The 13,330-nt window shown below is 71.3% G+C and carries 13 protein-coding genes; 7 read left to right on the forward strand and 6 right to left on the reverse strand.

What is annotated here, in order from left to right; all coding sequences use genetic code 11:
* Nucleotides 1–8: 8 nt before the first annotated feature.
* Entirely contained in the window at nt 9–1,151 is a 1,143-nt protein-coding gene (locus ACLQ3F_RS06635; RefSeq protein WP_425847119.1) for an acyl-CoA dehydrogenase family protein, read from the reverse strand.
* Nucleotides 1,148–2,257, reverse strand: a complete 1,110-nt coding sequence (locus ACLQ3F_RS06640; protein ID WP_425847121.1) for a M24 family metallopeptidase — start codon at nt 2,255–2,257, stop codon at nt 1,148–1,150. The genes ACLQ3F_RS06635 and ACLQ3F_RS06640 overlap by 4 nt, the downstream gene beginning before the upstream one ends.
* A gap of 203 nt (nt 2,258–2,460) precedes the next feature.
* Here ACLQ3F_RS06640 and ACLQ3F_RS06645 point away from each other — a divergent pair, with 203 nt between their 5' ends.
* The gene (locus tag ACLQ3F_RS06645) at nt 2,461–3,828 is read left to right on the forward strand and encodes a glycosyl hydrolase family 18 protein (protein WP_357258828.1); all 1,368 of its coding nucleotides are present in this window, start codon (nt 2,461–2,463) and stop codon (nt 3,826–3,828) included.
* 63 nt (nt 3,829–3,891) lie between these two features.
* On the opposite strand, the gene ACLQ3F_RS06650 is transcribed toward ACLQ3F_RS06645, so the two are convergent.
* Nucleotides 3,892–4,779, reverse strand: a complete 888-nt coding sequence (locus tag ACLQ3F_RS06650; protein WP_357258831.1) for a winged helix-turn-helix transcriptional regulator — start codon at nt 4,777–4,779, stop codon at nt 3,892–3,894.
* 313 nt (nt 4,780–5,092) lie between these two features.
* On the opposite strand from ACLQ3F_RS06650, the gene ACLQ3F_RS06655 reads away from it, so the two are divergent.
* From ACLQ3F_RS06655 to ACLQ3F_RS06665, 3 genes are all read left to right on the forward strand, one after another.
* Nucleotides 5,093–5,320: a hypothetical protein gene (locus tag ACLQ3F_RS06655; protein WP_355007449.1), complete on the forward strand. Its 228-nt coding sequence runs from the start codon at nt 5,093–5,095 to the stop codon at nt 5,318–5,320.
* A 58-nt stretch (nt 5,321–5,378) separates the two neighbouring features.
* Complete coding sequence (locus tag ACLQ3F_RS06660) at nt 5,379–6,335, forward strand: 5'-3' exonuclease (RefSeq protein ID WP_357203352.1); 957 nt, start codon at nt 5,379–5,381, stop codon at nt 6,333–6,335.
* Between the two features lie 127 nt (nt 6,336–6,462).
* Nucleotides 6,463–7,671, forward strand: a complete 1,209-nt coding sequence (locus ACLQ3F_RS06665; RefSeq protein ID WP_425847126.1) for a low temperature requirement protein A — start codon at nt 6,463–6,465, stop codon at nt 7,669–7,671.
* 12 nt (nt 7,672–7,683) lie between these two features.
* Here ACLQ3F_RS06665 and ACLQ3F_RS06670 read toward each other — a convergent pair whose 3' ends face one another.
* Nucleotides 7,684–8,511, reverse strand: a complete 828-nt coding sequence (locus ACLQ3F_RS06670; protein ID WP_425847128.1) for a hypothetical protein — start codon at nt 8,509–8,511, stop codon at nt 7,684–7,686.
* Nucleotides 8,512–8,763: 252 nt separating this feature from the next.
* On the opposite strand from ACLQ3F_RS06670, the gene ACLQ3F_RS06675 reads away from it, so the two are divergent.
* Nucleotides 8,764–8,970 (forward strand): hypothetical protein, encoded by a 207-nt coding sequence (locus tag ACLQ3F_RS06675; RefSeq protein WP_007460667.1) that lies wholly within the window; start codon nt 8,764–8,766, stop codon nt 8,968–8,970.
* A gap of 78 nt (nt 8,971–9,048) precedes the next feature.
* On the opposite strand, the gene ACLQ3F_RS06680 is transcribed toward ACLQ3F_RS06675, so the two are convergent.
* On the reverse strand, nt 9,049–9,438 hold the full coding sequence (locus ACLQ3F_RS06680; protein ID WP_425847131.1) for a winged helix-turn-helix transcriptional regulator: 390 nt from the start codon (nt 9,436–9,438) through the stop codon (nt 9,049–9,051).
* Between the two features lie 68 nt (nt 9,439–9,506).
* Here ACLQ3F_RS06680 and ACLQ3F_RS06685 point away from each other — a divergent pair, with 68 nt between their 5' ends.
* Together ACLQ3F_RS06685 and ACLQ3F_RS06690 are read left to right on the forward strand one after the other, a co-directional pair.
* Entirely contained in the window at nt 9,507–10,388 is an 882-nt protein-coding gene (locus ACLQ3F_RS06685; RefSeq protein WP_425847134.1) for an NAD(P)-dependent oxidoreductase, read from the forward strand.
* A gap of 175 nt (nt 10,389–10,563) precedes the next feature.
* Entirely contained in the window at nt 10,564–11,523 is a 960-nt protein-coding gene (locus ACLQ3F_RS06690) for a TIGR03557 family F420-dependent LLM class oxidoreductase (protein WP_357203364.1), read from the forward strand.
* Nucleotides 11,524–11,734: 211 nt separating this feature from the next.
* Here ACLQ3F_RS06690 and ACLQ3F_RS06695 read toward each other — a convergent pair whose 3' ends face one another.
* On the reverse strand, nt 11,735–13,222 hold the full coding sequence (locus tag ACLQ3F_RS06695; RefSeq protein WP_425847137.1) for a hypothetical protein: 1,488 nt from the start codon (nt 13,220–13,222) through the stop codon (nt 11,735–11,737).
* Nucleotides 13,223–13,330: the final 108 nt, after the last annotated feature.

Here is a 13,330-nt window from a genome sequence, read left to right on the forward strand (position 1 = left end):
TACCGTCGTCAGCCCTTGGCCAGTGCCCGGGAGATCACCATCCGCTGGATCTGGTTGGTGCCCTCCACGATCTGCAACACCTTCGCCTCACGCATGTACCGCTCCACCGGGTGGTCGGCCACGTAACCCGCACCGCCGAGCACCTGCACCGCGTCGGTGGTCACCCGCATCGCCATGTCGGTGGCGAACAGCTTCGCCTTGGCCGCCTCGATGGCGTACGGCCGGCCGGCGTCGCGTAGCCGGGCCGCCGCCAGGGTCAGCGCACGGGCAGCGGAGATCTGGGTGGCCGCGTCGGCGAGGAGGAACCCCAGCCCCTGGAAGTCGATGATGGAACGCCCGAACTGCTGCCGCTCCCGGGCGTAGGAGACCGCGTAGTCCAGAGCGGCCTGGGCCAGCCCGACCGCGCACGCCGCGATGCCCAGCCGGCCGGAGTCCAGCGCGGACATCGCGATGGTGAAGCCCATCCCCTCGCCGCCGATCAACCGGTCGGCCGGCACCCGGGCCTCGTCGAAGGCGATCTGCGCGACCGGGGAGGCGCGCAGCCCCATCGTCCGCTCGGCCGCCTGCGGGGTGATGCCGGCCGTGCCCGCGTCGGCGAGCAGACAGGAGATCCCCTTCGGACCGGGCCCGCCGGTGCGGCAGAAGACGTTGTAGAAGTCGGCAGTGTGGGCGTGGGTGATCCACGCCTTGGTGCCGGAGACCAGGTACGCGTCGCCGTCGCGATCCGCCCGGGTGGTCAGCGCCGCCGCGTCCGAGCCACCCTGCGGCTCGGAGAGGCAGTACGCGCCCAGCAACTCGCCGCCGAGCATGTCCGGCAGCAGCTTGCGCTGCTCGTCGCTGCCGAACGCCACCACCGGGTAGCAGGACAGGGTGTGCACGCTGACCGCCTCGGCGACAGCGAGCCAGCGGCTGGCCAGGATCTCCAGGACCTGCAGGTACACCTCGTACGGCTGCGCCGCGCCGCCGTACTCCTCGGGGTAGGGCAGGCCGAGCAGGCCGGCGCGGCCCAGCGTGCGCAGCACCTCGCGGGGGAACTCGGCGCGTTCCTCGAAGGCCGCGGCCTTCGGCGCGAGCTCGCCGTCGGCGAGCTCGGTGGCGAGACCCAGCAGGTCGTGGGCCTCGTCGGTGGGGAGGATCCGGTCGACAGTCATAGCGCGATGAGCTCCGTGGGGGTGGTGTTGAGCCGTTGCACGCCGTCCGTTGTGCAGACGACGATGTCCTCGATGCGGGCGCCGTGCCGGCCCGCCAGGTAGATGCCTGGTTCGATGGAGAACGCCATGCCGGCGTCGAGGGGTCGGTCGTTGCCGGCCACCAGGTACGGCTCCTCGTGCCCGTCCAGACCGATGCCGTGGCCGGTGCGGTGCAGGAACGCGGGACCGTAGCCGGCGGCGACGATCGGCGCGCGGGCCTCGGCGTCGGCCGCCGCGGCGGTGATCCCGGGCCGCACCGCCTCGACGGCGGCGCGTTGGGCGTCGCGCAGCACGGCGTAGTAGTCCAGGAAGTCGGCCGGCGCCGACCCGCCCGCCAGGTAGGTGCGGGTGCAGTCCGAGCGGTAGCCCGACGCCATCGTGCCGCCGATGTCGACCACCACCGGCTCGCCGACGCCGATCGGCCGGTCGGAGGTGCCGTGGTGCGGGCTGGCCCCGTTGGGTCCGGCCGCCACGATGACGAAGTCGACAGTGACGTGTCCGGCGGCCCGGATCGCCGCGGCGATGTCGGTGGCGACCTCGACCTCGGTGCGACCGGGGCGCAGCCACTCGCCCATCCGCAGGTGCACCTCGTCGATCGCCGCGCCGGCCTCGGCGAGCGCCGCGATCTCCGCCGGGGACTTGCGGATCCGCAACTCGCGCAGGACCTCCCCGGCGAGCCGTTGCGCGGCGTCGGGCAGCGCCGCGCGCAGGCCGAGGACCTGCTCGGCCCACATCCGGTCGGCGAGCCCGACCGCCGCGACCGGGCCGTCGAGGGCGGCGACGACCAAGGGGTACGGGTCGGTGCCGTCGACGTGGTCGACGATGCGTACGCCGGTGTTCGGGGCGGCCTCCGCCGCGGGACGTTCCAACCTCGGTACGACCAGCGTCGGCTCACCGTCGGCGGGCAGCACCAGGCAGGTCAGCCGCTCCCCCGCGTGGGCGTCGTACCCGGTCAGATACCGCAGGTCGGAGCCGGGTGTGAGCAGCAGTGCGTCCAGGCCGGCGGCGGCCGTCGCTCGCTGCGCGGCGATCAACCGATCCGGCGGATACAGCTCGTCGATTCCCACCCCGCCAGCTTAACGGTCGTTTGGGCAAACCCCCTATTGGCACCGGATGGCCGGAAATCCATGGGCATTGATTGACTCGGACAGTTAACACTCTTTAAGATTTGGCTGCCTCGAGGCCCACCCGTCACTGCGTCCCCCGCACCGCCCGCCCGCGACAACCCTGCGCGGGCGGGTGTCGTCCCCCGCCCACGGGAAGGCCCCCGATGTCCTCACCACTGCGCCGCGCCCTCGCCGCCGGCCTGCTCGCGCTGGCTACCGCCGGCGCCACCCTCACCGTCGTTCCCACCGCTGCGCAGGCAGTGGTGCTGCCGAACAACTTCAAGAGCGTCGGCTACATGCCCTCCTGGGCCGGCAACATCAACACGATCCAGTACAACAAGCTCACCCACATCAACTACGCCTTTGTCCTGCCCAACAGCAACGGCACCCTGCAAGGGGTGGACGGGGCCCGGCTCTCCTCGCTGGTCTCGCAGGGGCACGCCAACAACGTCAAGGTCTCCATCGCCGTCGGCGGCTGGAACGACGGCAACGACTCCGCCTTCGAGGCGCTCGCCGCCAACGCCACCAGCCGCACGAACTTCGTCAACAACCTGATCAACTTCGTCAACCAGTACAACCTCGACGGCGTCGACATGGACTGGGAGTACCCCGACCCGGGCACCTCGGCCAACAACTACACGGCGCTCATGACGCAACTCGGCAGCGCCCTGCACAGCCGCGGCAAGCTGCTCACCGCCGCCGTGGTCAGCGAGGGCGGCAGCGTCCAGGGCGTCCAGACCGCCGTGTTCAACCAGGTCGACTGGCTCAACATCATGGCGTACGACGGCGGCAGCCCGCACGCCAACTACGACTGGTCGATCAACGCCATCAACGGGTGGAAGGCCCGCGGCCTGCCGGCCAGCAAGGCCGTCCTCGGCATCCCGTTCTACAGCCGCCCCGTCTACTACAACTACTCGTACCTGGTCGGGCTCGACCCGGCGAACGCCAACCGGGACTGCGCCACCATCAACGGATCGCAGCAGTGCTGGAACGGCATCCCCACGGTCAAGCGCAAGACCCAGTGGGCCCTCGCGAACGCCGGCGGCGTGATGAACTGGGAGCTGTCGCAGGACACCAGCGGCTCGACCTCACTGCTCAGCGCCATGTACGACACCATCATGGGCGGCACCACCCCGCCGCCGACCGGGCGCACCGGTCAGATCACCGGGATCGGCGGCAAGTGCGTCGACGTGGCCTCGGCCAGCACCGCCAACGGCGCCGCCATCCAGATCTGGACCTGCAACGGCACCAACGCGCAGACCTGGACCGTGGCCAGCGACAGCACGCTGCGCGCCCTCGGCAAGTGCGCCGACATCACCAGCGGATCCACCGCCAACGGCGCGAAGGTCCAGCTCTGGGACTGCAACGGCAGCGGCGCCCAGGTCTGGCAGGCCCAGTCCAACGGGACGCTGCGCAACCCGCAGTCGAACAAGTGCCTCGACGTCACCGACAACACCTCCGCCGACGGCGCCCGGCTCCAGATCTGGGACTGCTTCGCCGGCGCCAACCAGCGCTGGACGCTCCCGGCCTGACGCCGCGCGCACAGGGTCCTCGGACCAGCCTCGCTCGTAGGGCCCCCGGTCGACGCGTCGGCGTCAGCCGGGGGCCCCGGCGTGCTCACCGACCAGGTCGAGCATCTCCTGTACCGAGCCGGCCGGGTCGGTGACCGGGAACTGCACGGCCCGCACCACCGCCGTCGGGTCGACCAGCAGCGTCAGCCGCTTGAACCGGGTCACCCCGCCCGCGCGGAACACCGGCAGCAGCAGCCCCGCTCCCAGTCGGCCGTCCTGGTCGGACAGCAACGGAAACGGCAGTTCGGCGTACGCGGTGAAGTCGGCGAGCTGGTCGGGCCGCTGGGTGCTGATCCCGTACACCCGGACACCGGCGGTCACGAAGTCCGGATGACGCTTGGCGTAGGTGGTCGACTCCAGTGTGCAACCCCGGGCGCCGGGAATCTCCGCCCAGCCGGGGGGATGGCCCTGCGTCCCCGGCGCGTACGCCCCGGGGAACAGGTAGAGGACCGTCCACCCGTCCGTCGCGGTCACCGCCACCGGGTGCCCGTCAGCGGCGGGCAGGACGACCTCGGGCAACCGTCGACCCACCAGGTCGCGCACCCGGCGCGCCTCGGCCGAGTCGGCGTCCGCCGTGGCGGTCACGTCACCGTCACCCATCAGGTACCTCGTTCCCCAGTCCTGCAACGCGATCAGCACCGGCAACAGCCCCTCGCCCTTCCCGGTGAGCAGGTAGTCGTACCGCGGTGGGTGCAGCGAGTACGGCCGGCGCTCCAGCACACCGTGCTCGACCAGCGCGCCGAGGCGCTCGGTCAGCGCCCGACGGCTGACGCCCAACTCCCGTTGCAGCGCGTCGAAACGGGTCGTCCCGCCGGCGACGTCACGCACGATGAGGAACGTCCACCAGTCCCCCAGTACGCCGAGCGCCTGCGCGATGCCGCAGTCCGCATCGGCAAGATCTTCTCGCCGCACCCGCTACCTCCGTCGCTCCCACTCCGACTATAGTACGTTCCAGATTGGAACGCGCTGGCTCGGCGAACGGGGGACGGCGACATGCACGTCGACGACCGGGCCGGGGGGTTCTGGCGCTGGTGGACCGCCGGCACGACCAGCATGGTCGGGTCGGCGGTCGGCGGTCGGCGCGGTCGCACTGCCGCTGACCGCGCTCACCGTCCTGGCCGCCTCCGCGCACCAGCCCGCACTGTCGTTTTCCGGGCCGGCGCCTCCCCTGCGCCCTAGCCTGGGACCGGGCGCCCGTGCGGGCGACCTGACCGGGAGGACCGACGTGGCAGGGAACCAGACGAACCGGGCGGCGACCCGCCGTCGCCGCCAACTGTGGGCCGGAGTCCTCGCGCTCGTCGGCCTGGTCCTGCTCGTCATCGGCGTCACCGTCGCCGACGGCATCGCGGCCTGGGTCGAGGTGGTGGTCGCGATCCTGCTGCTGGTGACCAGCTACGTCGTGCAGCACCTGGCCCGCCGGGACACCGTCTACCAGCCCGACGAGCGACGCTGACACCACCAGCGGCCGGGCGTACCCCAGATCGTCGGACGGTTGTGCCAGGCTGTCCGGCGTGGCACACCGACCCCCGATCCTGCTGATCGACTCAGCCAGCCTCTACTTCCGGGCCTACTTCGGCATCCCGGAGTCCGCCGCCAGGGCCGAGGACGGCACCCCGGTCAACGCGGTGCGCGGCTTCCTCGACATGCTCGCCACCCTGATCCGGGTGCGGGGCGCCGACCGGATGATCTGCGCACTGGACTACGACTGGCGACCGGCGTGGCGGGTCGACCTGCTGCCGTCGTACAAGGCGCACCGGGTCGCCCCGCAGGGCGGCGAGATCGTTCCGGACACCCTCTCCCCGCAGGTGCCGATGATCCTGGAGGTGCTGACTGCGGTGGGCATCACCGCTGTCGGCGCGACCGGCTACGAGGCGGACGACGTGCTCGGCACCCTCTCGGTGACCCAGCCCGGCCCGATCGAGGTGGTCTCCGGCGACCGCGACCTGTTCCAGCTCGTCGACGACGCCCGACCGGTCCGACTGCTCTACGTCGGGCGCGGCGTCGCCAAGCTCGACGACTGCGACGACGCCGCCGTGCGGGCCCGCTACGGCGTGCCCGCCGACCGGTACGCCGACTTCGCCGCACTGCGCGGCGACCCGAGTGACGGGTTGCCCGGGGTGGCCGGCGTCGGCGACAAGACCGCCGCCCGGCTGATCGAGCGGTACGGCAGCATCGCCGGCATCCTGGCCGCGCTCGACGACTCCGACTCGTCCTTCGCACCGGGCCTGCGCGCCAAGCTGGTCGCGGCCCGCGACTACCTGGGCGTCGCGCCGACGGTGGTCCGGGTCGCCCTGGACGTGCCCCTGCCGGAGCTGCCCACCGCGCTGCCGAGCGCGCCGGCCGACCCGGACCGGCTGCTCGAGCTCGCCCAACGATGGAACCTGGCCGGCTCGGCCCGCCGCCTGGTCGACGCCCTCGCCGCGCCGCGCGGCGGCGAAAAGCCGTCGACATCGCCGCAGGCGCGGTAACCGCCCGGCACGACCCGGTTGGGGGACGAGCGGGTGAACGCGGGTTCCCGCGCTCCCCCGCTCGTTACCGTCCGTCAAGGTGGACCGGACAGGTCCATCGAGTCGAGCGGTTCCGCAGGAGTAACCCGTGCACCTCCCCGCGCCGGAGCCCGGATCGCCACAGGCCAGCGGTCCGCCGGTGCGCGACCCGGAGGGCCCGCGCCGGGTCACCCTCCTCGAACTCTTCTTCGACCTGGTGTACGTGGTCGCCCTGGCGCTCATCTCGCGGGGACTGGCCGAACGACTCGACTGGCACCGGGCCGCCGAGGCACTGATCATGCTGGCCGCCGTCTGGTGGACCTGGGCGATCACCACCCTGGTCACCGACCTGTACGACCCCGAACGCACCGAGATCAAGCTGCTGATCAGCGCCGTCATGTTCGGCGCGCTGCTGATGACCACGGCGATTCCGGAGGCGTTCAACAGTCGAGGGATCGTCTTCGCCGGCACGTACGTGGCGATCCACCTGGGGCGTGGCCTGTTCCTGATGCCGGCGGTACGCCGCGAACCGCAGACCCAGCGTCGGGCGGTCCGCATCTTCGTCTGGTTCGTGGTGTCGGCGATCCCGTGGCTCATCGGCGCATTCGTCAGCGGAGACGCCCGGATCGTGTGCTGGGCCATCGCGCTCGCCATCGACTACCTCGGCTTCCGACTCGCGTACCCGGTGCCGGGTCTCGGGGTGGTGCCCGAGAAGCAACGAAACGTCACGGCGGAGCATCTCTCCGAGCGCTACCAGCAGTTCTTCATCATCGCGCTCGGCGACGCCATCCTGACGATCGGCACCATGTTCAGCATGGAGCACACCGAGGCCGACAACATCGAGGCCTTCGCTGTGGCGTTCCTGACCACGCTGCTGCTGTGGCGGATCTACGTGCACAAGTCCGGCGAGCTGCTGCCGACCGCCATCAAGGCGGCTGAGTCGCCCAGCAAGTTCCTCTTCAGCGCGCCGTACACCCATCTGCTGATGATCGCCGGCGTGGTCGTCACGGCGGCCGGCTTCCACCTGGTACTGCACGAGCCCACCGGGCGGACACCGCCGTCCTGGCTGGCGGTGATCCTCGGCGGCCCGGCGCTGTTCCTGGCCGGCCGGGCCTCGTTCGAGTACGAGGTGTTCAGCCGGGTGTCGTGGTCCCGACCCGGTGGGGTGCTGGCGCTGCTGACCATCGCCCCCGCCCTGCTGTACGTGCCGCCGCTCTTCGCGTCCCTCGGCGGGCTGCTGGTGCTGGGCGGGGTGGCCTACGCGGACTTCCGGCGTAGCCACGGCAAGCCTCCGGAGGCCCCGTCACCGCCGCACTGAGCCGCCTGCCAGCTACACCAGCGCCCCGGCGTACCCCCGGACCTGCAGTCGCTCCCGGGCACCTCCGGCCAGGCGCACCTGGAGGCCGAGCGGCGCGGCGGCGCGGCGGACGTCGTCCACGTGCAGCGATCCGTGCCGGTCCACGGTGAGCACCGGCGGCTCTTCGAGGTCACCCTCCGGCGCGTGGAACGAGAGCAGGGTGACCGAGGTGGTGAGGTAGCCCGGGTACGCGGCGCGGGCGGCTGCCTCGTCCCGGTGGACCAGCACCACCAGATCGTCGAGGTGGGCGAAGTCGGCGGCGAGGTGGCCCGCCTTCCAGTGCGCCGGTTCCTCCGCCTCGCCGGTGAGATGCCGGGAGCGGTTCGCCGAGGTGATGTAGAGGTGATCCGTCGCGGTCTCGGCGAGCGCCCGCTCGAAGAAGGCGTTGGAGGGGCAGGTCAGCCCAGGTGCGATCACCTGGGTGGTCCGCATCCCCTGGTCGATCTGCGTGAGGTGGTCGGGAAGCCGGTCGGCGGCCGGCCCACGGAAGCCGAACGGCCCGGCCCCGTACAGGGCGTCCATCAGCGCCCGCACCCGACCGACCGGCAACCGCGGCGATATCCGCGTCCAGTCGAACATCCCGGGGATCCGGCCGATCGCCGTGGTGATGCTGCCGACCTGGTGGGCCGGTCGACCCTTGGCCAGGTTGACCCGGCGTACGGTGGCCGCGTCGGGGCGCGTCACGATGGCGTAGAAGTTGGCGAACGCCGCCGCGACGATCGCGCCGCCAGCAAGCGCGCGGGCCGCGACCGCGACGTCCTCGGGGCGGTCGATGTAGAGGGGCGGTGTCGGGGCGTCCATGAGTCCTCCTCGGCGGGGCCGTGAGGCAGTTCTACGTCCACTCACCCGGATGACGGCGAGGTCGGTCGCCGATCCGATAGCCGACAGGCGCTACCCGGTGCGGGCGGCGGATGCCCGGGCGGTACACAACGGCGGACGGCATCGGCCGGATGGGGGATCCGGCGGGGGTCTTAGCACGCAACCGTTAGCCGCGCGACCCGATTGGGTACAACGGCTGCACCTCAGATCCACCACATACCTCAGGAGGCAGCGATGCGCGGCACCTCGATTCTCGGAGTCATCGTCGTGATCTGGTTGGTGATCGGCGCCATCGCCGGTGGCCAGCGCGGTTACTACAGCGGCGACGACACCAACTGCGCCGAGGCGGGCACCATCCTGGTCACCATCGTGGCCGGGCCGTTGAACTACATCGGCGCCAACCCGAAGGTCGACTGCAAGCTGCCCGAGCCTTCCAAGTAGGCAACAGACGTAGACCGGCCCGTGCCCCCGCAGTGGGGCGCGGGCCGGTGCAGTTTTCGGCGAGGTCGCACCGGAGCCCTAGCCCGACTCCTCCCCCGACCGTCGAACGGTCGACCGGTCGCGTCCCCAGGCGGCCAGCGGCTCGAGGGCGTCGTTGAGGCGCGTGCCGTCCTCGGTCAACGAGTACTCGACGCGGGGCGGCACCTCGTCGTGGGAGACGCGGCGTACGATGCCGTCCGCCTCCATCTCCCGCAGGTGGGAGGCCAGCACCTTCTCGGTGACCCCCGGAAGCAGTCGACGCAGCTCGCCGAAGCGACGTAGGGGGTGCTCGTGAAGCGCCCAGAGGATCAGCACCTTCCATTTGCCGCCGATCACCTCCATCGCGGTGTCGATACCGCAGGCGTGTCCGTCCGCGGTGCCCGGCCGGTTCACCGTCGCCATGCCCACCCCTCCGACGTGCTCGCTCACCCCCGGGTAACCACGCACTCCGAAGTGCGTACTTGATCACCTGGTGGGCGATGACCAGCCTAATCGGCATGGAACCGCACACTGTGGAGAAGCCGTCCATCACGATGCTGGGACTCGGCGCGATGGGTACCGCACTGGCCCGCGCCTGGCTTGGCGCCGGCCACCCGCTCACCGTCTGGAACCGCACCCCGGCCCGCGCCGCCGCGCTCGCGCCCGAAGGGGCAAGGGTCGCGGACAGCGCCGCTCAGGCGGTCGCGGCGAGCACCCTGGTCGTCGTGTGCCTGCTGGACGACGGCTCGGTCGAGGAGGTGCTGGCCGGTGTGGACCTGACCGGCCGGGATCTGGTCAACCTGACCACCAGCACCCCGGCCCAGGCCCGCGCCCGCGCGGCCTGGGCACGCCGACACGGCGCGCGTTACCTGGACGGTGGCATCATGGCCGTCCCGCCGATGGTCGGCGTCCCGGGCGCCGGCGGCTACGTCTTCTACAGCGGCTCGCGAGCGCTCTTCGACCGGCACCGCACGACGCTGGGCGTCCCGGTCGGCACCACCTACGTGGGCGAGGACGCGGGCTTCGCGGCCCTGCACGACGTGGCTCTCCTCAGCGCCATGTACGGGATGTTCGCCGGGACCGCGCACGCATTCGCCCTGATCCGTCGGGAGGACATCGACCCGACGGCGCTCGCCCCCCTGCTCGCCGACTGGCTCGTCGCGATGATCCCGACGGTTCGGCAGACCGCCTACCAACTGCGCAGCGGGAACTACACCGACGGAGTCGTCTCCCCTCTCGCCATGCAGGTGGCGGGCACGCCGACCTTTCTGCGCACCGCCGAGCAGCAGGGCGTCAGCCCCGAACTGCTCCGCCCCTACTTCGACCTGATGCGCCGCCGCATGGCGGAGGGAGGTGGTGAGGAGGACCTGACGGGCGTCATCGATCTGCTGGTGTGCTGACGGCGTGCGGTGGCTGGAGGCGGTGCTCGGTGCTCGGTGCTCGCGGTCGCCCACCGCACACCGCACACCGCCTAAGGCATCCTAGGAGGCTGGTTTGCGGTCCTGCGGCGTTTGTCCACGCCGGGGCCGGGAACGGCCGGTGCCTCAGTCAGCGAACGGGATCGGGAGTGTGGGCATGCAGATCGGCTACAAGCTGGCGACAGAGGGGTACGGCCCGCAGGAAATCATCCGCCAGGCCGTCCTTGCCGAACGGGCCGGCTTCGACTTCGTCGAGATGAGCGACCACTTCCACCCGTGGCTGGACGCGCAGGGGCACTCGTCGTTCACCTGGAGCGTGCTCGGCGCCATCGCGGCCAGGACCAGCACCCTGCGCCTGGCCACCGGGGTCACCTGCCCGACCGTTCGCTACCACCCGGCGATCATCGCGCAGGCCGCAGCGACCATGGCGTTGATCTCCGACGGCCGGTTCACCCTCGGAGTGGGCGCCGGCGAGCGGCTCAACGAGCACGTGGTCGGGCAGGGCTTCCCCAGCGTTCGAGGGCGACACGAGCGACTACGCGAGGCGCTGGAGATCATCCGGCTGCTCTGGCAGGGCGGCTACCAGTCGTACGAGGGCCGGCACCTGCAACTGGAGGACGCCCGCATCTTCGATCTGCCGGACACCCTGCCCGTGATCGCGGTGGCGGCCAGCGGTGAGGTGTCGGCGCGGCTCGCCGCCGAGTTGGGCGACGGCCTGTTCGCCACCGAGCCGGACGCGTCGATCGTCGAACACTACCGACGCGCCAAGGGTTCGGGCCCGCGCTACGCCGAGGTGCCACTGGCCTGGGCCACCGACGAGCAACAGGCGGTGCAGGCGGTGTTGCAGACGAGCCGATGGATGGTCACCGGTTGGAAGGTGATGAGCGAACTGCCGAACCCGGTCAACTTCGACGCGGCCAGCGCGTACGTCGAGGAGAAGCACATCCGGCAGCTCTTCGCCATCGGCCCGGACCCGGAACCCCACGTCGCCAAGGTCCGGTCGTACGTCGAGGCCGGCTTCGACCACATCGTCCTGCAGAACGCCGGCCCGGACCCGGACGGCTTTCTCGACTTCTTCGCCGGCGACCTCTCCGGCCGCCTGCGCGCGATGGGTTGACGCGCCGTGACCCTGCGCGCGAGGGGCTAACGCCGTGACGACGCCGAACCCTCCGTCTCGACACCTGATCGCGGCGGCGTCGGTGGCCACCCGGTTCAGCGGTCGGTGAGGCCGAGGCGTCACGTGACGGAGCACCGCCCGTCCGGACGATCCGTCCGGACGGGCGGTGCACTCGGGATGAACGCGCTCGGGATGGTGCGCGGGTCGACGCTCAGCGGAAGCAGTGTGCGATCGGCACCTGGCTGCCCTCGCAGTTGGTCGGTTCGTTCTCGACCACCACGCTCTCATCGTCGATCTTGACCTGGGCGTGCATGCCGAAGATGCCGCCGGGCTTCACCGTCGACGCGTTGTGGGTGACCTTGCTGGTGTAGATCGCCACCGAGCCCGCGTTGGCATAGATGCCTCCGCCCTGGGACGCGGCGCCGACAGCCTCGTTACGGGTCACGTCACTGCCGCGGACCAGCAGGTTCGCCTTCTCGGCGTAGATGCCGGCTCCGAAGCCGTGGGTGGTGTTGCCGTCGATCACGCTGTCGTCGATCGGCGTCAGACCCTTCACCGTCGAGACACCGCCCCCGTTGACTGTGGACGTGTTGCCGCGGATGGTCATCGTGCGCATCACCAGCACCGCGTCGGAGTTGGCGGCACCGCCGCCGACCTGCGCGGTGTTGTTCAGCAGCTCGGTGTCGGAGACCTTCGTCCGGGCCGAGAAGCTGGCCAGCCCGCCACCCTGGACGGCGCTGTTCTGGGTGAAGGAGACGCTCTCCACGTCGGCGGCACCACGGTAGTTGCCCAGCCCGCCGCCGTAGGCGTTGGCGCTGTTGCGGTGGAACTCCGAGCGCTTCAGCGTCAGTACGCCACCGTTGAGCAGGCCCCCGCCCTTGCCCGCGGCGCCGGAGGCGCTGTTGCCGACGAACGTGGAGTCGGTGACCACCATGTTGCCGTCGTTGAAGATGCCGCCGCCGCCCCCCTCGGGCGACAGCGAGGTGCTCTGCGTGACGGTGACCCGTTCCACCACCGCGGTGGCGCCGTGCACCACGTGCACGCTGCCGCCCTCGATAGCCGATCGGCCGTTGTGCAGTTCCACGTCGCGCAGGGTCAGCTCGCCGCCATCGCGGACGGTGAAGAAGCGGAACGCGGCGGCCTGGGCGGCCCGGGAGATGGTCGCGCCCGCGCCGTCGATCGTGATCGCCTGGTAGATCACCGGCAGGCCGGCGGTGTCGTCGGCCGGGTTGTGCGGCGGCGCGTCGGCGTCGCCGGGGGTTTCCGCGGCGTCGGCGGCCTCCCGGGCGTCCCGGATCCCGCCGTCGTACTGGTCGGTCTCGTGGAACGCCTCGGTGAGGGTGTAGCGGCACTTGGGCGCGAGGCGGAGTTCGCCGCCGCCCTCGGCGTTGGCCGTGACCAGCGCCGCCACCAGCTTCGCGGCGTCGCACGGCACCGACACCACTCCTCGCTTGCCGGTGCCGGGGGTGGTGGGACGGGCCCGCTCGGCGTCCGGTTCGGGCCGGTCGCCGGTGCGGCGGTCGTCGTCGGCTGCCGGGGTCAGCCGGGCCAGACCGGGGAGGGCGAGGGCGCGGTCGGCGGCGGCGGCCGCTCCGGCCGCTCCCACGACCAAGCTCCCCGCCAGCAAGCCGCTGGCTAAGAGCCATCGGGACCGCCGTCTGGGTTGAGTCGCGCGGTCTCCCTCTCGGTACGTGGACATCAACGGTGCCTACCTTCCTGCGTACGTGACGTGACCGCGCGCCGATTCGGGCGCGGGGGGCTCGACGGGTTCGCCGGCTACCAAACGTCACGATAGGTCCGCAATACG

This window comes from Micromonospora sp. DT15, from assembly GCF_049841475.1.
Lineage (GTDB): Bacteria > Actinomycetota > Actinomycetes > Mycobacteriales > Micromonosporaceae > Micromonospora.